Origin of the sequence: Sphingomonas sp. QA11 (assembly GCF_028473665.1) — a bacterium.
Taxonomy (GTDB): domain Bacteria; phylum Pseudomonadota; class Alphaproteobacteria; order Sphingomonadales; family Sphingomonadaceae; genus Sphingomonas; species Sphingomonas phytovorans.
On record NZ_CP098774.1, the window covers coordinates 3,530,531 to 3,549,073 of the forward strand.

The 18,543-nt window shown below is 66.7% G+C and carries 15 protein-coding genes; 5 read left to right on the top strand and 10 right to left on the bottom strand.

Going from position 1 to position 18,543, the window contains the following annotated elements:
• Window positions 1–124: 124 nt before the first annotated feature.
• From NDN01_RS16410 to hutI, 5 genes are all read right to left on the bottom strand, one after another.
• A complete protein-coding gene (locus NDN01_RS16410) occupies window positions 125–772 on the bottom strand; it encodes a helix-turn-helix domain-containing protein (protein ID WP_272622827.1) in 648 nt (215 codons plus the stop codon).
• 181 nt (window positions 773–953) lie between these two features.
• Window positions 954–2,618, bottom strand: coding sequence for a urocanate hydratase (gene hutU / locus NDN01_RS16415; RefSeq protein ID WP_272622828.1), 1,665 nt, complete (start codon window positions 2,616–2,618; stop codon window positions 954–956).
• A complete protein-coding gene (gene hutG / locus NDN01_RS16420; RefSeq protein WP_272622829.1) occupies window positions 2,615–3,430 on the bottom strand; it encodes an N-formylglutamate deformylase in 816 nt (271 codons plus the stop codon). Before hutG ends, hutU begins: the two co-directional genes overlap by 4 nt.
• Window positions 3,427–4,959, bottom strand: coding sequence for a histidine ammonia-lyase (gene hutH, locus NDN01_RS16425; protein WP_272622830.1), 1,533 nt, complete (start codon window positions 4,957–4,959; stop codon window positions 3,427–3,429). The genes hutG and hutH overlap by 4 nt, the downstream gene beginning before the upstream one ends.
• A complete protein-coding gene (gene hutI / locus NDN01_RS16430) occupies window positions 4,956–6,173 on the bottom strand; it encodes an imidazolonepropionase (RefSeq protein WP_272622831.1) in 1,218 nt (405 codons plus the stop codon). The genes hutH and hutI overlap by 4 nt, the downstream gene beginning before the upstream one ends.
• A gap of 68 nt (window positions 6,174–6,241) precedes the next feature.
• Here hutI and NDN01_RS16435 point away from each other — a divergent pair, with 68 nt between their 5' ends.
• The 3 genes from NDN01_RS16435 to NDN01_RS16445 all read left to right on the top strand — a co-directional run bounded on the left by NDN01_RS16435 (window position 6,242) and on the right by NDN01_RS16445 (window position 8,821).
• On the top strand, window positions 6,242–7,594 hold the full coding sequence (locus NDN01_RS16435; RefSeq protein WP_272628266.1) for a formimidoylglutamate deiminase: 1,353 nt from the start codon (window positions 6,242–6,244) through the stop codon (window positions 7,592–7,594).
• A complete protein-coding gene (locus NDN01_RS16440) occupies window positions 7,591–8,280 on the top strand; it encodes a UTRA domain-containing protein (RefSeq protein ID WP_272622832.1) in 690 nt (229 codons plus the stop codon). Before NDN01_RS16435 ends, NDN01_RS16440 begins: the two co-directional genes overlap by 4 nt.
• Before the next feature lie 70 nt (window positions 8,281–8,350).
• Window positions 8,351–8,821, top strand: a complete 471-nt coding sequence (locus NDN01_RS16445) for a low molecular weight protein-tyrosine-phosphatase (protein WP_272622833.1) — start codon at window positions 8,351–8,353, stop codon at window positions 8,819–8,821.
• Between the two features lie 24 nt (window positions 8,822–8,845).
• On the opposite strand, the gene NDN01_RS16450 is transcribed toward NDN01_RS16445, so the two are convergent.
• The 5 genes from NDN01_RS16450 to putA all read right to left on the bottom strand — a co-directional run bounded on the left by NDN01_RS16450 (window position 8,846) and on the right by putA (window position 17,479).
• Window positions 8,846–10,960: a S9 family peptidase gene (locus NDN01_RS16450; protein ID WP_272622834.1), complete on the bottom strand. Its 2,115-nt coding sequence runs from the start codon at window positions 10,958–10,960 to the stop codon at window positions 8,846–8,848.
• Between the two features lie 81 nt (window positions 10,961–11,041).
• Complete coding sequence (locus NDN01_RS16455; RefSeq protein ID WP_272622835.1) at window positions 11,042–12,157, bottom strand: YkvI family membrane protein; 1,116 nt, start codon at window positions 12,155–12,157, stop codon at window positions 11,042–11,044.
• 107 nt (window positions 12,158–12,264) lie between these two features.
• Window positions 12,265–13,413 carry a dipeptidase gene (locus NDN01_RS16460; RefSeq protein ID WP_272622836.1) on the bottom strand — a complete coding sequence of 383 codons (1,149 nt, stop codon included), beginning with the start codon at window positions 13,411–13,413 and terminating at the stop codon, window positions 12,265–12,267.
• 605 nt (window positions 13,414–14,018) lie between these two features.
• Complete coding sequence (locus tag NDN01_RS16465; protein ID WP_272622837.1) at window positions 14,019–14,291, bottom strand: DUF1488 family protein; 273 nt, start codon at window positions 14,289–14,291, stop codon at window positions 14,019–14,021.
• A gap of 86 nt (window positions 14,292–14,377) precedes the next feature.
• Window positions 14,378–17,479 (bottom strand): bifunctional proline dehydrogenase/L-glutamate gamma-semialdehyde dehydrogenase PutA, encoded by a 3,102-nt coding sequence (gene putA / locus NDN01_RS16470; RefSeq protein ID WP_272622838.1) that lies wholly within the window; start codon window positions 17,477–17,479, stop codon window positions 14,378–14,380.
• 107 nt (window positions 17,480–17,586) lie between these two features.
• On the opposite strand from putA, the gene NDN01_RS16475 reads away from it, so the two are divergent.
• Window positions 17,587–18,066: an Lrp/AsnC ligand binding domain-containing protein gene (locus tag NDN01_RS16475; RefSeq protein WP_443025132.1), complete on the top strand. Its 480-nt coding sequence runs from the start codon at window positions 17,587–17,589 to the stop codon at window positions 18,064–18,066.
• 49 nt (window positions 18,067–18,115) lie between these two features.
• Window positions 18,116–18,520, top strand: a complete 405-nt coding sequence (locus tag NDN01_RS16480; RefSeq protein WP_272622839.1) for a hypothetical protein — start codon at window positions 18,116–18,118, stop codon at window positions 18,518–18,520.
• Window positions 18,521–18,543 lie beyond the last annotated feature (23 nt).

The following is an 18,543-nucleotide window of genomic DNA, read 5'->3' on the forward strand; positions in this document are numbered from 1 at the left end:
CCGTCACGCGGCCGTTTGACGCAACCGACACCGGGCATCCCGTTCACGATATGCACGGGACAGCGCCTTCCGGAAACGAGCCCGGAGCGATCGATACGCAACCTGTTGCAGCGCCTGGCGGCCCTCAGGCCCTGGCGGTCTCATATTCGACGTCGTCGCCGTGGAGGTTCAGCAGCGAATCCATCAGGCCGTCCTCCGCGCTGGAGCAGACCGCCAGCACGACTGCCTCCTCGCAGTCCTTGCCCGTCACATAGGCATGGCCCATGGTTGAATCGAGGTAGATGGACTGCCCCTCCTCAAGCGCAACCGGATCGTAGAATTCGCTGTGCACCACGATCCGCCCGCTGACGACGTAGATGAATTCCTCGCCGGGATGATGGATCAGTTCCCCGAATTCCTCGGCCGATTTCGAGCGGATACGGGTGATCAGCGGGATCATCCGCTTCCGCCGCAGCTCGGTGCAGAGATAATAATAGTCGTAGTTGCGGGTGTTCACCCGCACCGCGTGATCGAGATCGCCGAGACTGCGCCGCGCGGTGATGGGCGGCTCGGCGCCGGCATCATTCTCCGCGAACAGTTCCGACATGCGGATGTTGAGCCGCTGGCTGAGCTGGAGGAGCTTGTCATAGGTCAGCGTCAGGCGATCATGCTCGACCTTTGACAGGGTCGAGATCGGGATGCCGCTATGCTCGCTCATCTCCTTGAGGGTCCAGCTGTTGCGCGACCGAAGCGCGCGCAACAGCGCGCCCAGCGTGGGCTGGCTGGCCTTCACGCGGCCGCTCGCAGCGGTCGCACGGGCTGGTCCAGGCCCATGCCGGGGCGCTCTCTAAACCGGCTCATTTCGTCCCAACCGGGATATTCCCCACGCGATATAGGTCTGGTCATAGAAACTCAGACTATACGCACATATCGGACGGTGCAATCCGGGGATAGGACCGGCCCGGTGGGGAGTCTCAGCGGAGCGACGGCAGGTCGAGGCCTTTCTCGCGGGCGCAGTCGATGGCGATGTCGTATCCGGCGTCGGCATGGCGCATCACGCCGGTGGCCGGATCGTTCCAGAGCACACGCTCAAGCCGGCGCGCCGCAGCCTCTGTGCCGTCGGCGACGATCACCATGCCGGCATGCTGCGAATAGCCCATGCCGACCCCGCCGCCATGATGCAGCGACACCCAGGTCGCGCCCGACGCGGTGTTGAGCAAGGCGTTGAGCAACGGCCAGTCCGACACCGCGTCCGACCCGTCCCGCATCGCCTCGGTCTCACGATTGGGGCTGGCGACCGATCCTGAATCGAGATGGTCCCGCCCGATCACGATCGGCGCCTTCAGCTCGCCGCTCGCCACCATCTCGTTGAAGGCCATGCCAAGCCGCTGCCGGTCGCCAAGCCCGACCCAGCAGATCCGCGCCGGCAGCCCCTGGAAGTGGATCCGTTCCCGCGCCATGTCGAGCCAGGTGTGGAGATGCTTGTTGTCCGGCAGCAGCTCCTTCACCTTGGCATCGGTCTTGTAGATGTCCTCCGGATCTCCCGACAGCGCCACCCAGCGGAACGGGCCGACGCCCCGGCAGAATAGCGGGCGGATATAGGCGGGCACGAAGCCGGGGAAGTCGAACGCGTTGGCCACGCCTTCATCCTTCGCCATCTGGCGGATATTGTTGCCGTAATCGACCGTTGGCACGCCCGCCGCCTGGAAATCGAGCATCGAGCGGACGTGCACCGCCATCGAAGCCTTGGCGGCCACGGCGACGCTCTCCGGATCGCGTTCGCGCCGCTCGATCCACTCGGCGACGCTCCAGCCCGCGGGCAGGTAGCCGTTGATCGGGTCGTGCGCCGAGGTCTGGTCAGTCAGCAAATCGGGCCGCACGCCCCGCGCGTAGAGCTCAGGCAGGATTTCGGCGGCATTGCCGAGCAGGCCGACCGACACCGGCTTTCCGTCAGCCTTTGCCTGCTCGATCATCGCCAGCGCTTCGTCGATCGTCTCGGCGGCGCGATCGAGATAGCCGGTGCGTAGCCGCATCTCGATCCGGCTGGGCTGGCATTCGATCGCGAGGCAGGAGGCACCCGCCATCACCGCCGCCAGCGGCTGCGCGCCGCCCATGCCGCCAAGCCCGGCGGTCAGCAGCCAGCGGCCCTTCAGGTCGCCGCCATAATGCTGGCGCCCCATCTCGACGAACGTCTCGTACGTGCCCTGCACGATGCCCTGGGTGCCGATATAGATCCACGACCCGGCGGTCATCTGGCCGTACATCGCCAGGCCCTTGCGATCGAGCTCGTTGAAATGCTCCCAGGTCGCCCAGTGCGGCACCAGGTTCGAATTGGCGAGCAGCACGCGCGGGGCATCGGCATGGGTGCGGAACACGCCGACCGGCTTGCCCGACTGGATCAGCAAGGTCTCGTCATCCTCGAGCCGGGCCAGCGCCGCGACGATCCGGTCATAGCTCTCCCAGTCCCGCGCCGCGCGGCCGATCCCGCCATAGACCACCAGTTCCTCGGGTCGCTCCGCCACATCCGGGTGGAGGTTGTTCATCAGCATCCGAAGCGGCGCCTCGGTCAGCCAGCTCTTCGCCGACAAGGCGGTACCGGTGGCGGGGCGGATGATGCGGCTATTGTCCAAACGAGTCATAAAACGTCCTTGAGCGCGAAGGCGGTGCACGCCTCCAGAATACGGATAAGCGTCGCGCGCAGCGGCGCGGCGATCTCGGGATCGAGCGGGGTGGGCCAGATGTCAGGCGCCGGCATCCCGGGCTCGGCCATATAGCCGCGCATCGCCAGCTCCATCTGGATCGCGTGGATGCCGTCCAGGGGGCGACCATAATGACGGGTGGTCCAGCCCCCCTTGAAGCGGCCGTCCAGCACATGGCCCATGCCGGATGCGACGCATTCAGCCTCCACCGCCCCGGCCAGCGCCGGATCGCAGCTCGCGCCGGAGAAGGTGCCGATATTGAACTGGGGCAATTCGCCCTCGAACAGCCGGGGGATATGGCTGCGGATCGAATGGGCGTCGTACAGCACCACGCGCGAATGTTCCTTTCGCAGCCGCGCCAGTTCGGCGGCAATCGCCTCGTGATAAGGGTCGAACCATAGCGAACGGCGCCGCGCGATCTCATCGCCATCGGGTTGGCACCCGACACGATAGAGCGGACCGCCGTCGAAGCTCGTGGTCGGGCATAATTCGGTCGTCGCCTGTCCGGGATAAAGCGACGCGCCCGACGGATCGCGATTCACGTCGATCACGCTGCGCGACACGGTCGTACGGACGGTTGTCGCGCCGAGATCGCCGGCAAAGTCGTAGAGCCGGTCGATCCACCAATCGGCATCGCGGCGCGCAAGCCACGGCGACACGAATCCTGCCTCGATCTCCGCCGGAAGATCGGTGCCGGTATGTGGAAAGCTGACGACGAGCGGCGCGGTGCCGCGCCGGATCTCCACGCTCATCCCGCCACGCCCGGCAGGGCGATCCCCACTGCCTCGACCAGCGCGCCGGAGCGGATGATCGCGTTCGCCGCCTCCATATCGGGATGCATGTGGCGGTCATGGTCAAGCCACGGCACCTCGCGCCGAAGCCGCGCCCGCGCTGCCTCGAGCGAGGCGGACGAGGTGAGCGGGACATGGAATTCGCAGCCCTGCACGGCGGCGAGCAATTCGATGCCCAGCACCGCGCCGAGATTCTCCGCCATGTCGAGCAGCCGGCGCGCACCATGCGCCGCCATCGAGACATGGTCCTCCTGATTGGCCGAGGTCGGGATCGAATCCACGCTCGCCGGATAGGCGCGCTGCTTGTTCTCGGAGACGAGCGCCGCCGCCGTCACCTGCGGAATCATGAAACCGGAGTTGAGCCCCGGCTGCGGCGTCAGGAAGGCGGGCAGGCCGGACAGCGCGGGATCGACCAGCATCGCGATGCGCCGCTCGGCGATCGAGCCGATCTCGCAGAGCGCGAGCGCGATCATGTCGGCGGCGAAGGCGACCGGTTCAGCGTGGAAATTGCCGCCCGACAGCGCTTCGTCGGTGTCGGCGAAGATCAGCGGATTGTCGGAGACGCAGTTCGCCTCGTTCTCCAGCGTCGCGGCGGCCTGGCGCAGCACATCGAGCACCGCGCCCATCACCTGGGGCTGGCAGCGCAGGCAATAGGGGTCCTGCACGCGCGGATCGCCCACCGCGTGCGAGGCGCGGATCGCCGAGCCCGCCATCAGGGTACGCAGCGCCGCCGCAGTCTCGATCTGCCCGGCATGCCGGCGGAGCGTGTGGATGCGCGGGTCGAACGGCGTGTCCGATCCCTTGGCCGCCTCGGTCGAAAGCGCGCCGGTGACGAGCGCCGACTGGTGCAGCAATTCCGCCTCGAACAGGCCGGCCAGCGCGTTGGCGGTGGAGAATTGCGTGCCGTTGAGCAGCGCCAGCCCTTCCTTGGGACCAAGCGTCACCGGTGCCAGCCCGGCGCCGGTCAGCGCTTCGGCCGCCGGCAGCCGCTGCCCGTCGACCAGGATGTCACCGACCCCGATCATCGTCGCGGCCATATGCGCGAGCGGCGCGAGATCGCCCGAGGCGCCGACCGACCCTTGTGCCGGGATCACCGGCGTCAGCCCGCGCGCCAGCATCGCTTCGAGCAGGGCGACGGTTGCCGGCTGCACGCCCGACGCGCCCTGGGCAAGGCTGGCCAGCTTAAGCGCCAGCATCAGCCGCACCACCGGCACCGGCGACGGTCCTCCGGTCCCGGCGGCATGGCTCAGCACGATGTTGCGCTGGAGCGTGGCGAGATCACCCGCCTCGATCCGCACGCTGGCCAGCTTCCCGAAGCCGGTGTTGATGCCATAGACCGGCTCGCCCCGGGCGAGGATCCGTTCGACCGCCGCGGCGCTGGCGGCGATCACCCCGGCGGACGCCGGATCGAGCGATACGGCGGCACCCCGATAAATCGCACGCCAGTCACTCAGCGGCACCGCGCCGGGCTTCAGGACAATCGCTTTCATAGACCACTCCAGATACGGGCATGGAGCGGGTTGAACCCCATGCGATAGACGAGTTCGGACGGGTGACCCACGTCCCAGATGGCGAGATCGCAGGCCTTGCCCGCCTCAAGCGTGCCGACCTCGTCCTGCAGGCCGAGCGCGCGGGCCGCGTTGACGGTCACGCCGCGCACGCATTCAGTCACGGTCAGGCGGAACAGCGTCGCGCCCATATTCATGACCAGCAGTAGCGAGGTGAGCGGCGAGGTGCCGGGATTGCAGTCGGTCGCGAGCGCGATAGGCACGCCGGCCTCGCGCAAGGCGGCGATCGGCGGCAGCATCGTCTCCCGCACGAAATAATAGGCGCCGGGCAAAAGGGTCGCGACCGTGCCGCTCACCGCCATCGCCGCGACCCCGTCCGAATCGAGATATTCGAGATGATCGGCCGACAGTGCGCCATAGCGTGCGGCGAGCGCAGCGCCATGCAGGTTCGACAGTTGCTCGGCGTGGAGCTTGACCGGGAGGCCCTGCGCCGTGGCGGCGGCAAAGACGCGCTCGGTCTGCGCGGCGGTGAAGCCGATCCCCTCGCAGAACGCATCCACGGCATCGGCGAGGCCCGCCCCGGCGACCGCCGGGATCATCGTGTCGCAGACCAGATCGACATAGCCGTCGGGATCGCCGGCCCATTCGGGCGGCAGGGCATGCGCGCCGAGGAAGGTCGTGCGGACACGGACTCGCCGTGTTTCGCCGAGCGCGCGTGCCGCGCGCAGCATCTTCAGTTCGTCATCGAGCGTCAGGCCATAGCCCGACTTCACTTCGACGGTCGTCGCCCCTTCGGCGATCAGCGCATCGAGGCGGCGCAGAGCGCTCCCGACAAGCTCCGCCTCGCTGGCGGCCCGGGTCGCGGCCATGGTCGAGCGGATGCCGCCGCCGGCCCGGGCAATCTCTTCATAGGTTGCCCCGTCCAGCCGCATCTCGAACTCGCGCGCGCGGTCGCCGGCATGGACGAGATGGGTGTGGCAATCGATCAGGCCAGGCGTGATCCAGCGGCCTTCGCAGTCGATCGACTCGTCCGCTTCGAAGGCCGGCGCACCGCTTGCCGGCCCGGCATAAGTGATTCGCCCGTCGCACGCCGCGACGATGCCGTCCTCGACCAGCCCGAGCCCCTCGCCCACACAGGTCGCCAGCCGGGCATTGCGCCACAGGCGGTCGCATCGGGGATGGTTCGGAGTCGTCATGCGATACAGACTTGGCCAATCCGATGAATATGTCTAGACATATTCGTACCGACAGGCAGGAGAAGATGATGCCGGCATTGTGGTTCGAGACCGCGTTCGTGGATAACGCCTGGGTCGACCGGGTTCGGCTGGAGATTTCAGACGGTCTGGTTTCCGCCATCGCCACCGGTGTCGACCCGGCAGCCGGCGACGAGCGCCATGCGATCGGCCTGCCCGGCCTGCCCAATCTCCACAGCCATGCATTCCAGCGCGGCATGGCTGGCCTCGCCGAGCAGCGCGGCACGACCGGCGACGATTTCTGGTCGTGGCGGGACCTGATGTACCGCTTCCTCGACCGGCTCGGCCCGGAGGATGTCGAGGCGATCGCGACGCTGGCCTATGTCGAGATGCTCGAGGCCGGCTTCACGCGGGTCGGCGAGTTCCACTATCTCCATCACGATCCCGATGGCCGCCTTTATGCCGACCCGGCCGAGATGGCGGCACGCGTCGCGGCGGCGGCGCAGGCGAGCGGCATTGCCCTGACGCTGCTGCCCGTCTTCTACGCCCATGGCGGCTTTGGCGGCATGGCGCCCGGTGCCGCGCAGCGCCGTTTCCTGAACGATGTCGACGGCTATGCCCGATTGCTGGACGGAAGCCGCGGCGCCGTCGCGGCCCTGCCCGACGCCGTGGCCGGCATCGCACCGCACAGCCTGCGCGCGGCGACACCCGATGAGCTTCGCGCGATCCTGTCGCTCGCGGGAACCAACCCGATCCACATCCATATCGCCGAGCAGCGCAAGGAAGTGGCCGATTGCCTGGCCTGGAGCGGCCGACGGCCGGTCGAATGGCTACAGGGCGAAATGCCGGTCGACCCCCGCTGGTGCCTGGTTCATGCGACTCATGTCACTGATAGGGAGCGCTCCACTCTTGCCGGTAGCGGCGCGATCGCCGGGCTTTGTCCGATCACCGAGGCCAATCTCGGCGACGGCATCTTTCCGGCGGCCACCTATCTCGCTGAAGGCGGCGCCTTCGGGATCGGCAGCGATTCCAACGTGCTGATCTCCGCCACCGAGGAACTGCGCCTGCTCGAATATGGCCAGCGACTAAGCCTGCACCAGCGCTGCGTCCTTGCCGGCGACCGCCCGTCGATCGGCGCGACATTGTTCGCGGGCGCCCTGGCCGGCGGATCGCGCGCGCTGGGTGTCGAGGGAGGCATCGCGATCGGTCGTCCCGCCGACCTGGTCTCGCTCGATGCGGACGACCCCGCCTTTGTCGCGCGTTCGGGCGACAGGCTGCTCGACAGCTGGATTTTCGCGGCGCGCACGGGGATAGATTGTGTCTGGCGCCGGGGCACCCGGCTGGTGGAGGGTGGCAGGCATGTGCGCGGCGAAGAAACACGGCGACGCTTTTCGGCCGTGCTCGCTCGCCTGATGGACGGATGACGATCGAGGCGCGCATCCGGCGCGATATCGAGGAGCGCATCCGATCAGGCGAATGGGCGCCCGGCACGCGAATCCCGTTCGAGCATGAGCTTGTCGTCACCTATGGCTGCGCCCGCGCGACCGTGAACAAGGCGCTCAGCCGCCTCGCGCGCGAAGGGCTGATCGAGCGCCGCCGCCGCGCCGGATCGTTCGTGGCACATCCGCGCATCCAGTCGGCTGTGGTCGGCGTACCGGATATCGGCGCGCTGATCGCGGCGCGCGGCGAGGCCTATCGCTGGAAACTGGTATCGAAGAGCCTCGACATGAGCCCGCCGGGAGAGGTCGAGGCGAGCGCCACCGCGCGATGGCTGCGTCTTTGCGGGATCCATCTGGCGAGCGCCCAACCCTTTGGATGGGAAGAGCGCTGGCTCGCCTTGGGCACCGTGCCCGAGGCAGCGGAGATCGACTTCGGCGAGGTCGCGCCCGGCACCTGGCTGCTCGGCCATGTGCCCTGGACCGACGCGCGTCACCGGATCGGCGCGGTTGCCGCCTCGCCCGCCGTCGCGCGCCATCTCCATATCGGCGCCGGCTCGCCCTGCCTGCAGATCGAGCGCTGGACCTGGCGGAGCGACGCGGCGGTCACCTTCGCGCGGCAGCTCTTCCCGGGCGATCGCTACGACCTGGTCGAGGATTTCACGCCGCGCTGACGGCATGGCTTGCCGCAATCAGGGACCCGGGGAACGCGACAAACCGGTCGCCACCGCGTATCCGTCGGGCATGACCGCATCCAAGCCCGCCATCCTGTTCGTCTGTCTCGGCAATATCTGCCGTTCACCCCTGGCCGAAGCGGCGTTCCGCGCGGAAGCGGATCGCGCGGGACTGTCGGTCGAAGCCGATTCCGCCGGTACGGGGGACTGGCATATCGGCGCCGGTCCCGACCGCCGCGCGGTGGCGACGGCGAAGCGCCACGGTATCGACATTTCGGACTATCGCGCCCGGCAGGTCAGCGCCGGGGACTTTCGCCGATTCACCCATATCTTCGCGCTGGACGCCAATAATCTCGCCGACCTGCAAGCAATCGCACCGGCGGATTCGACCGCCGAGCTTGATCTCTTGTTGAATGTCGCGCCAGGTCGCGAAGGCCAGGCGGTACAGGATCCTTATTACGGTGACGACGAGGGATTCGAGACGACCTGGAACGATGTCACCACCGCCGCCCGGGCGCTGGTGGAACGGCTACGGACCTGAAGATCGCTCTCCAGGCCCTCCGTTTCACTTTCCCGCGTTCGCGGCCTTTTTCATCAACTTGCGCTGCAGGAACTCCTGAGTCTTGTCGAACACCGCCAGCCAGCTCCGGTGGCGGATGAAGTCGTGCACCTCGTCGGGCAGGACGAACAGTTCCGGCTCCACCTTGCCGACCTCGCGCAATGCGCCGACCAGCTCGACCGACTGAGCGAAGTTCACCGCGCGGTCGTCATCGCCCTGGATGATCAGCACCGGCGCGGTCCAGTCAGCGACGCTGCTGATCGCCGAGGATTTCACCGCCACCTCGGCCGGTCCGGGAGGCGCGCCGGGCTCGGTAAGGTAAGGCAGGAAGGTCTTCCAGTTGTGCACCCCGGCGATATCGACACCGGCGGCAAAGTCGTTCGGCAGCTTCGACAGCGCGAGCGAGGTCATCACCCCGCCATAGCTCATCCCGTAGACGCCGATGCGCGACGCATCCACATCCGGGCGGGTCTTGAGATAGGCGACCGCCCCGGCGATATCGCGAACCTCGCTGCCCCCCGTCTCGGCGAATTCGAGCGGTTCGCGCCAGTTGAGGCCGTAGCCGGTGCCGCCGCGGAAGTTTACCGACAGGACGATATAGCCCTGGCTCGCGAGGAACTGGTTCATCGCATAGAGATGCGTATAGGCGCCCATCGGATGCCAGCCGAGCAGCATCTGCCGTTGCGGCCCGCCATGGAAGAACAGGACCGCCGGCTTCCTGCCCGGCGCCTTGCCCTCGGGAAGGAAGAGCTGGCCATGGACCGGCAGCCTGTCGCTGGCGTCGAACACCACCCGCTGCGGCACGACCAGCGCCTGGCGCGGAAAGTTCTTCAAGGCTGCCGGGGCATAGACCGGCTCCATCGTGCCGTTGGCGTTGAGCGCGACCGGCGTGAGCGGATCGCGGCCGGTACCGTGCAACGCATAGACCACGCCATCCTTCGTGACGGCCGGCAGGTCCTCGACGCTCGCCCCCCTGGTCAGCGCCCGCGCGGTGCCGCCCGCGGCGGGGACTTCCCAGAGATGGCGGTGATCGTCGTCGGTCGAATTGGACGAGAAGACGATCTTCCTGCGTGAGGGATCGAGATCGGCCGCGAACAGCTCCGAGCCGTCCGGCGTCAGTGGGACTGCCTCGCCACCGTCGACGGGAACCGAATAGAGCCGGATCCATCCGGTCTTCTCCCACGGGAAGACGAGACGGTCGTCGGCGGCCCACAACAGCATTGTGCCGTCCTCGACCTGACGGAAAGCGCTGCCCGGGCCCGACGCCGCTCGCCAGACCTGTTTCGATTCACCCGTCGCGACATCGCCGACCCAGACCGACCAGGGCGGTGCAGCGCGGATCGGCAGGAAGCCGCGGAACGCCGGCTGGCCTGCCGGAATGCGTACCCAGGCGATGCGCTTGCCATCAGGCGACCATTGCGGGGCACCGTCGCGATCAGTGGCGGGCGCCATCCACAGGATCTTCGCGCTGGCGAATTCATAGATGCCGAGAAGCGCCTGTCTGTCACGCCGATGGCTGATGAACGCGATCCTCGATCCGTCGGGCGACCACGAGATGCCGCTGGAGGAACCGCGATCATGGATCAGTTGCGCGGCCGCATCGCTCGACCCGAGCCGGGCGAGCCAGATCTGGCCTCCGCGGATGAAGGCGATGCGATCGTCGACCGGCGATGCCTCGGGCGCTTCGCCGGGACCGAAGATGCGCGAGGTCGCCTCGCCGATCGTCAGCGCCAGCACTTCCTTGACCATCGGGCCGGAGGTCAGGCTTTCGGTGTTGACCGGACCACCGCCCTCCAGGCTGCCGCCGCCGGTATAGACGATCGCCTTGCCGCCATTCGCCCAGGTCAGGTGATCCAGTTCATAGCCATTGTCGCGGCTGTAGCTCGTGACGCTGGCCGGCGCGAAGGAACCGTCCGGCTTGCGCGCCGCGACCATGATGTTGCGCACGCCCTGCTCATTGGAAACCCAGGCGACTCGTCCATCGGTGCGGGATGCGGTCAGGTCCATCGGGAAGGGCGCGCTCATCACGCTTTCAAGCGGTGCATTCTGGGCAAGGGCCGGCGCGGCGAAGGGCAGCAACGCCGCCCCGCACAGCAAGGCCGCGACACAAGTGCGCTCCAACGTCCTGATCCTCATTCCCCACCTTTCGAACATGTGATTGACGATGTTCCCGGAAATTTCCCCGCCGCCTCGGGCTTCGCGTCAGGTCGGCATGCCCTTGACTACCCGGTACAGCCCCAGTGTCAGCAGCGGGACCACGTAGACCGCGAGCAACGCGTAAGCGAGAATCCGGTAGCCGTTGCCGATCAGCGCGACGAGACCGAAGCGGTCAGCCACGAAGATGCACCCGATCAGCAGCAAGGTCGCGATGCCCGCCCGTGCCCGGTGCGACAGATCGACGCCGCGCCGCTTACGCCACACCGCCGCGATGCGTTCATTGATCGCGTGGACCGATCCGGTGCCGCTTTCCAGCAGGGCAGCGAAAATCATCAGCTGGAACAGCAGGTGGAAGACCGGGATTCGCAACTGCTGGAGCATGAAATCCGACGGCAGCGTCTCGCTGGCGATGCCGGGATAGAAGGCGATCATGCAGATGAAGAACAGGAGTGCCGGCAACATCGCCAGCGGGCCAGCGATCAGGCCCGAGACGATCGCGTCGCGCTGGCTGGTCAGATGGCGCATCACCGGCAGGATCACCACGGCCCCGACGATATTGTAGCCGGCATAGGTCAGCCCGCCCGCCGCCCAGCCATCCGTCGGAGTCGCCAGCGCGAGATTGGCCGAAATGCGATCGCCGAAGCTGGTCAGCGCCAGCACGACGAACAGCGCGTAGACGCCGTAGAGCAGGAACGAGACATATTTGAACAGCTGCTCGACCGAGGCATTGCCGAAGGTCGCGAACAGCGCGATCGCGCCCGCGAGCGTCAGCGTGCCGACGATCGGCGGCAAGCCCATGGTCGCGGCCCCGATCGCCCCCGCCGCGGCGCCGAACACGGACAGGATCAGGATGACGAACGCCACATAGGCGATCTCGAACAGGATCCAGCCCGGGCCGAGGAGTCGTTCGAAGAAGGTACGATAGTCATACGCCTGTGCTGCGCGGGCGAAGGCGAAGGTGACGGCGCAGACCGTGCTCCAGATGATCATCGCCAGCAGCATTCCGGCAAGGCCGCCCCAGGGGCCGCTCGGCAGGAAGAACTCGGCAAGCTCGCGACCGGTGGCATAGCCGCCGCCGATCACCACCGCCTTGAAGGCAAAGCCGGGCAGGAGGAAGCGCTGGAACCAGCTCGAGCGGACCGCGCCGTCACCCTGGGCCATGGATCAGCCGCGCGCGGAAACGCTGCCGGAGCGGCGAGCGCCCCGGAGCTGGCGGAAGATCATGGCTGGCTCCATCCGGCTATGGGTGCGAGGTCGCTCGCGACGGATCATCCGCCCCAGGTCGCCGTCAGCAGGCGCTGGAAGTTGCCGCCCAGTATCGCCGTGATGTTCGCGTCGGAATACCGGCGGCGGATCAGTTCCTCCGTCAGGTCGTACATCTTCAGCGGATGATCGAAGCCGTCGGTGTCGATCTTGTCGCGGAAGGCGTAGCTTGATTTGTACGCGGCCCGGATCTGCTTCTGAACTTCCGGCGGGGTGTCGTCATACCCGTTGAGATCGGCATCGGAGCCGATGCCGACATGCTCGATGCCGATCAGCTTCACGACGTGATCGATATGGTCGACTATGTCGACGATCGTGGTGGGCTCCTTCTCGCTGACGAACATGCGCACCCCGGTGATGCCCATCACCCCACCCTTGGCGCCGAGCGCCCTGATCGCCTCGTCGGTCTTCAAACGGGGATGATTGACGAGCGCGCGGCAATTGCTGTGCGTGATGGCGATCGGCTTGGGCGAGATCGCGATGGCGTCGAGCGTGGTGCGATCGCCGCAATGCGACACGTCGACAAGCATGCCGACCTCGTTCATCGCGGCGATGATCTCAGCGCCGAGATCGGAGACGCCCCCGTCGACGCGCTCGGTCGAGCCCGAACCAAGCAGATTCTGGCTGTTATAGGTGAGCTGCGAACAGCGCTGCCCGATCTGGTAGAAATATTTGACGTCTTCCGGCCGGCGGAGATGGTCCGAGCTCTGCAAGCCCATGATGACCGCGCATTTGCCGTTCTTCTTCGCGCGGACCAGGTCGGCCGCCTTGTCGACCAGGGTGAAGACATCGCTGTTGCGCCCGGCATAGCCTTGCCAGGTGGCGAAGAAATCGAGCGCTGCTTCGCGCGGATTCGGACCGCCCAGGCCGATCGCATGGTGGAAGCCGGTGATGCCGCTGGACAGGAACTCCTTCGCATCCTTTTCGCTCAGGGGCACCGCGAAGAACTTGGGACCCATGTCGATCTTGAGCGCGCCAAGCATGTCGATGACGAGCGACTGGCGCATGAGGTCGACCGCGCGCTTCGAATAGGTCTTCGGCGATGCGGCATTCAGGCGATACTGGCCGAAATTGATCATCGGGAAACCAGTGGCCGCGAGCGCGGTGGCCCCGCCGAGAAGCTGACGTCGCGACATGGGGAGTAGCTTCTTCACGGCGGCCTCTCTGTAGATTATTTGATTGATCGGGATGGTATGATCCCAATTGGAGAACTGTCAAACGGAATTGTGCCACTGGTCGACGGGATTAAGCGGACCCGCCTCCCGCAGGCCTGATCCAGCACGGCGAGAGCATCGATCACTATCGTCATGCCGGACTTGTTCCGGCATCCACTGTGCCGCGAGCGCTGAAGCGCGATGGATACGCGGCACGGCGAGCCCCGGAGCAGGTCCGGGGCGACGATTCGAGTTAGGTCGGATCGACATTCACCTCATTGGCGCGGTCGCAGCAAAAAGAAGGATTCGCGCAGAGGGCGCAGAGAACGCGGAGTTCATTTCCGGACTCGATCATCATGCACCGCCGACGGGCCGGTTCTGAATGTCGATCCGCCCCAGGTGGAGCCACCCCAAAATACGATGCGGACTCTATCAGGCTGACCCGCCATAGCCGAGCGGCCTTGCCCGTCCGTGCGGGCGCGCCCTCACGCATACGCCATCGCCGCGAGCGGTCTGTCGCCGCGTGGGTTGCCGTGTCGGATGTCGTAGCCGGCACGCGCCCTGTCGAGCGCGCGCCGGTAGTTCCGGAGATAACGCGCGGCGCGTTATTCCAGGTCGTTCTCGCTGATCACGATCAATGCCTGATCGCTGTTGCGCGCAAGCGCGACCAGGCCGGCGTCAGCGATCACGTCGCTGAAGCGGTTGAACATGTCGACCGCATCATCGTCCGGCGCGTCGCCGCTAAGCGCTTCCAGCACTGCATATTGGACAGCGAATTCATATTCGTCGCCATCGACTTCGCCGGTGAACTCGACGAGCTGTTCATGCTCATTGTCGAGGATCGTCGACTGGTCGATGTCCATCTTGTCTGCCGCCACGCCGATCTTCCCTCTTTGTCGTTACGCGCCACGGGCGCCCTGCCCCGCCTATCCGTAACGCGCCGACGGAGGTCAAGCTCCCCGTGCTACAGGTTTAGCAACGCGGGGTCGCCACCCTGGGCGGTGATGTTGACCGAGACAGCCCGTTCAAGCGCATAGCGCAGCAGCGCGTGGGGGCCGCCTGCCTTGGGGCCAGTGCCCGACAACCCCTCCCCGCCGAACGGCTGGACACCGACGACCGCGCCGATGATCGAGCGGTTCACATAGACATTGCCGGCGGGCACCGCGTCGCGGACTTCCTCGGCGAAACGGTCGATCCGGCTGTGGACGCCGAGCGTCAGGCCATAGCCACGGGCGGCGAGCTTGCCAGCGACTGCCTCCAGTTCGTTCGGGTCGTAGCGGTAGATATGCAGGATCGGGCCGAACACCTCGCGCTCAAGAAAATCGGGCGTCGGCACTTCGGCGATGACCGGACCGAAGAAACTCCCGCGCGTCGCGAGCGCGCCGGGATCGAGCCGGGCAACGATGCGCGCTTCCTTTTCCAGCCGGGCGACATGCCTGTTCAGCGCCTCGCGCGCCTCCTCGTCGATCACCGGGCCGATATCGGTCGAAGGGTCGCCGGGGTTGGCGAGAATTTGGGCCTCGAGCGCGCCGACCAGGGTCGCGATGGTCTCCTCGGCAGTGTCCTTCGGCAGGTACAGCAGGCGGAGCGCCGAGCAACGCTGCCCGGCCGAACCGAAGGCGGAGAGGATGACGTCGTCAACCACCTGCTCGCGCAGCGCGGTCGAATCGACGAACATGCCGTTGAGCCCGCCGGTCTCGGCGATGAATGGGACGATCGGGCCGGGGCGCGCCGCCAGCGTGCGGTTGATCGCGCCCGCGGTGTCGGTGCCGCCGGTGAAGGCGACGCCATCGATACCCGGATGCGCGACCAGTGCCGCGCCGACGACAGCGCCGTCGCCCGGCACCAGCGCAAGCAGCGCCGGGTCGAGCCCTGCCTTGTGGTAGATGCGCACCGCTTCAGCCGCGATCAGCGGAGTCTGTTCGGCTGGCTTGGCCAGCACGGCATTGCCTGCCGCCAGCGCGGCGGCGATCTGGCCGGTGAAGATCGCCAGCGGGAAATTCCATGGCGAGATACAGGCGAACACGCCGCGGCCATGCAGTTCCAGACTGTTCACCTCGCCGACCGGACCGTCGAGGATCACCGGCGCACCGAACTGGCGCTCGGCGAGCATCGCATAATAGCGGCAGAAATCGACCGCCTCGCGCACCTCCGCGACGCCGTCGTTGAGCGTCTTGCCTGCCTCCAGCGAGAGCAGCGCGACGAGGCGGTCCTCCTCCGCCTCAAGCGCATCGGCCATCGCACGCAGCAAGACGGCGCGACCGGTGCCGGTCAGCGCGTCCCAACGCGGCTGCGCCTTGCGCGCGAGCTTGATCGCCGCATCGATATCAGCAGGCGTCGCGCTGCCGACCTGGCCGATCGTCAGGCTGCGATCGGCAGGATTGGTGACCGGCTCGGTCGGACGCGTGACGAGCTTGCCGCCGATGATCGGCCCGGCCTTGAGCTTTTCAGCACGCACCATCGCGAGCGCCTTGCCCGCCGTGTCGCGCGCCGCCAGCAACGAGAAGTCGCGACCTTCCGAATTGCGACGGGCGCCGCCATAGAGCCGCGACGGCACCGGGATCTTGTCATGCGCGCGTGGGTGGGCCTCGACGATCGCGACCGGATCACGAACGACCTCGGCGGCCGGGATTCCCTCGTCGAGCAGCGCATGGACGAAACTGGTGTTCGCGCCATTCTCGAGCAGGCGGCGGACGAGATAGGGCAGCAGTTCCTCATGCCCGCCGACCGGCGCATAAGCGCGCAGGATGATGCCGCCATAACGCTTGTCGGCCCCGGCATAGAGCGCCTCGCCCATGCCGTGCAGCCGCTGATGCTCGATCCGGACACCAGCCGCATCGGCCATGTGGCGCACCGCGGCAAGCGTGTGGGCATTGTGCGACGCGAATTGCGGGTAGAGCACGGGCGAGGCGTCGATCAGCGCCTTCGCACAGACCAGATAGCTGAGATCGGTCGCCGCCTTGGTGGTATAAACCGGATAATCCGGCCGGCCGGCGACCTGGGCGCGCTTGATCTCGCTGTCCCAATAGGCGCCCTTGACCAGGCGGATCATGATCCGGCGGCCGGTTTCCTTCGCCAGATCGGCCAGCGCGGCGATGACCAGCGGCGCGCGCTTCTGATAGGCCTGGACCACGACGCCGAGGCCCTTCCAGTCGCCAAGCTCAGGCTCGCGCACCAGCCGGTCGACCAGCTTGAGCGAGAGCACGAGGCGATCGGCCTCCTCGGCATCGATCGCGAAGTTCAGGTCGTAGCGGGCCGCGATCAGCGCGAGGCGCTTCACGCGGGGATAAAGCTCGTCCCAGACGCGCGCTTCCTGCACCGCCTCGTAGCGCGGGTGGAGCGCGGACAGCTTGACCGACACGCCATGCCCAAGCTCAGGCCCGGCGCCCGCCGCGGCCTTCCCGACCGTCTCGATCGCATCGGCATAGATCTGCTCGAAACGCGCCGCGTCAACCTCGGTCCGGGCGCCCTCGCCCAGCATGTCGAACGAGCAGAGCGTGTCCTCCTTCTTCGCCCGAGCCAGCGCCGCTTCGATCGTGCGGCCAAGCACGAACTGCTCGCCCATGATCCGCACCGCGGCCGCCACCGCCTGACGGATCACCGGCTCGCCGATGCGCGCCGCGATACGCTTGATATAGCCGCCGATATCCTTCTTCGCGGTCTCGTCCGCCTCGACCAGCTTGCCGGTCAGCAACAGGCCCCAGGTCGAGGCGTTGACGAACAGGCTGTCGGACTTGCCGACATGGCTTGCCCAGTCGGCCGATCCGATCTTCTCGGCGATCAGCCGGTCGCGCGTCTCGGCATCGGGCACGCGCAGCAACGCCTCGGCGAGGCACATCAGCGCAAGACCCTCGCGCGTGCCGAGCGAGAATTGCTGGAGGAAATCCTCGACCACACCCTGTTTCTTCGCCGCCGAGCGCGCCGACCCCACCAGCGCGATCGCCTCCGCCACGACAGCTTTGCGCTCCGGAACCGAAAGCGGCTGGCGCGCAAGCAGATCAGCGATGGTTTCCGCCTCGTCGCGATATTTGGCGTCGTCGATCATGTCCCAGGGCGAGCGCGGCATCAGGGTTTCCTTGGCGAATGGCGAAATGGCTGAACATCTTCGTCATACCGCTTTCAGGGATGAACGTGCTTCGTTATATTGCCCTATATTCCGAAGGAGTTTGCATCTTGGGCGTCCGTACCATGGAATCTTCGGCCGATGGCGTGGACATCCGAATCCTGCGCATCCTTCAGGAAGACGGGCGCATCACCAACCAGGAACTGGCGAGCCGCGCCGGCCTGTCACCGGCCGCCTGTTTCGACCGGGTGAAAAGGTTGCGAGCGAGCGGGGTGATCGCTGGCTATACCGCCCTGCTCGATCCGGCAAAGCTCGGGCAGGCGCTGCTGATCTTCGTGGAGGTGGTGCTCGACCGCACCACCGACGATGTGTTCACGGCGTTCGCCGCGCAGGTCGGCGACATCCCCGAAGTGCTCGAATGCCATATGGTGGCCGGCGGGTTCGACTATCTGCTCAAGGTGCGCGTGGCGGACATGGCCGCCTATCGCCGCTTCCTCGGCGAAATCCTGACCAGCATTCCCGGCGTGCGCGAAACGCGGACCTATGCGGTGCTTGAGGAGGTGAAAGCGACGACGCGGTTGCCGATCTGAGCCCGGCCGTTCAGGTTGTGCTCGGGTATGACCGGTCTATAAGACACGGATGACCCGTTCGACGCCCCGGCACTTTCGTGCTCTTCCGACAGCGCTCGTCCTTGTGGCGGCGGTTTCCTTCTGGCCGATCGCCTCGTTCGCTCAATCCGCACCGGAACAGCCAGCAACGACGACACAAGCCGCGCCGTCCTCGGGCGGCGATGTCATTCGCCTGACGGATGAGCAGCGGATGGAAATTCTGAACAATAACACCGTGGAAAAAGCCGCGGCAGCCCGGGGCGAGCTTGTCGGAGCGGATGCTCCCGGGCGGGGCGTCCATGGCGAGATCGGCGTCATGATCGGCTCGAATGGCACGCGTGGCGCCTATGGCACCGCGAACATTCCCCTGGGCGAGAATGCAGGGGCGACGGTGTCGTTCGAAAGCAGCACCTTCGGATATCCTCGGCGACGCTGACGCTGCCATAGTCCGTCGATCGC

What these genes read in the sequence shown, in the direction of transcription:
- hutI (WP_272622831.1), bottom strand. Translation starts at nt 6,173, where the DNA reads ATGACGACTCCGAACCATCCCCGATGCGACCGCCTGTGGCGCAATGCC.
- NDN01_RS16445 (WP_272622833.1), top strand. Translation starts at nt 8,351, where the DNA reads ATGACCGCATCCAAGCCCGCCATCCTGTTCGTCTGTCTCGGCAATATC.
- hutU (WP_272622828.1), bottom strand. Translation starts at nt 2,618, where the DNA reads ATGACTCGTTTGGACAATAGCCGCATCATCCGCCCCGCCACCGGTACC.
- hutH (WP_272622830.1), bottom strand. Translation starts at nt 4,959, where the DNA reads ATGAAAGCGATTGTCCTGAAGCCCGGCGCGGTGCCGCTGAGTGACTGG.
- NDN01_RS16440 (WP_272622832.1), top strand. Translation starts at nt 7,591, where the DNA reads ATGACGATCGAGGCGCGCATCCGGCGCGATATCGAGGAGCGCATCCGA.
- NDN01_RS16455 (WP_272622835.1), bottom strand. Translation starts at nt 12,157, where the DNA reads ATGGCCCAGGGTGACGGCGCGGTCCGCTCGAGCTGGTTCCAGCGCTTC.
- NDN01_RS16480 (WP_272622839.1), top strand. Translation starts at nt 18,116, where the DNA reads ATGACCCGTTCGACGCCCCGGCACTTTCGTGCTCTTCCGACAGCGCTC.
- hutG (WP_272622829.1), bottom strand. Translation starts at nt 3,430, where the DNA reads ATGAGCGTGGAGATCCGGCGCGGCACCGCGCCGCTCGTCGTCAGCTTT.
- putA (WP_272622838.1), bottom strand. Translation starts at nt 17,479, where the DNA reads ATGCCGCGCTCGCCCTGGGACATGATCGACGACGCCAAATATCGCGAC.
- NDN01_RS16435 (WP_272628266.1), top strand. Translation starts at nt 6,242, where the DNA reads ATGCCGGCATTGTGGTTCGAGACCGCGTTCGTGGATAACGCCTGGGTC.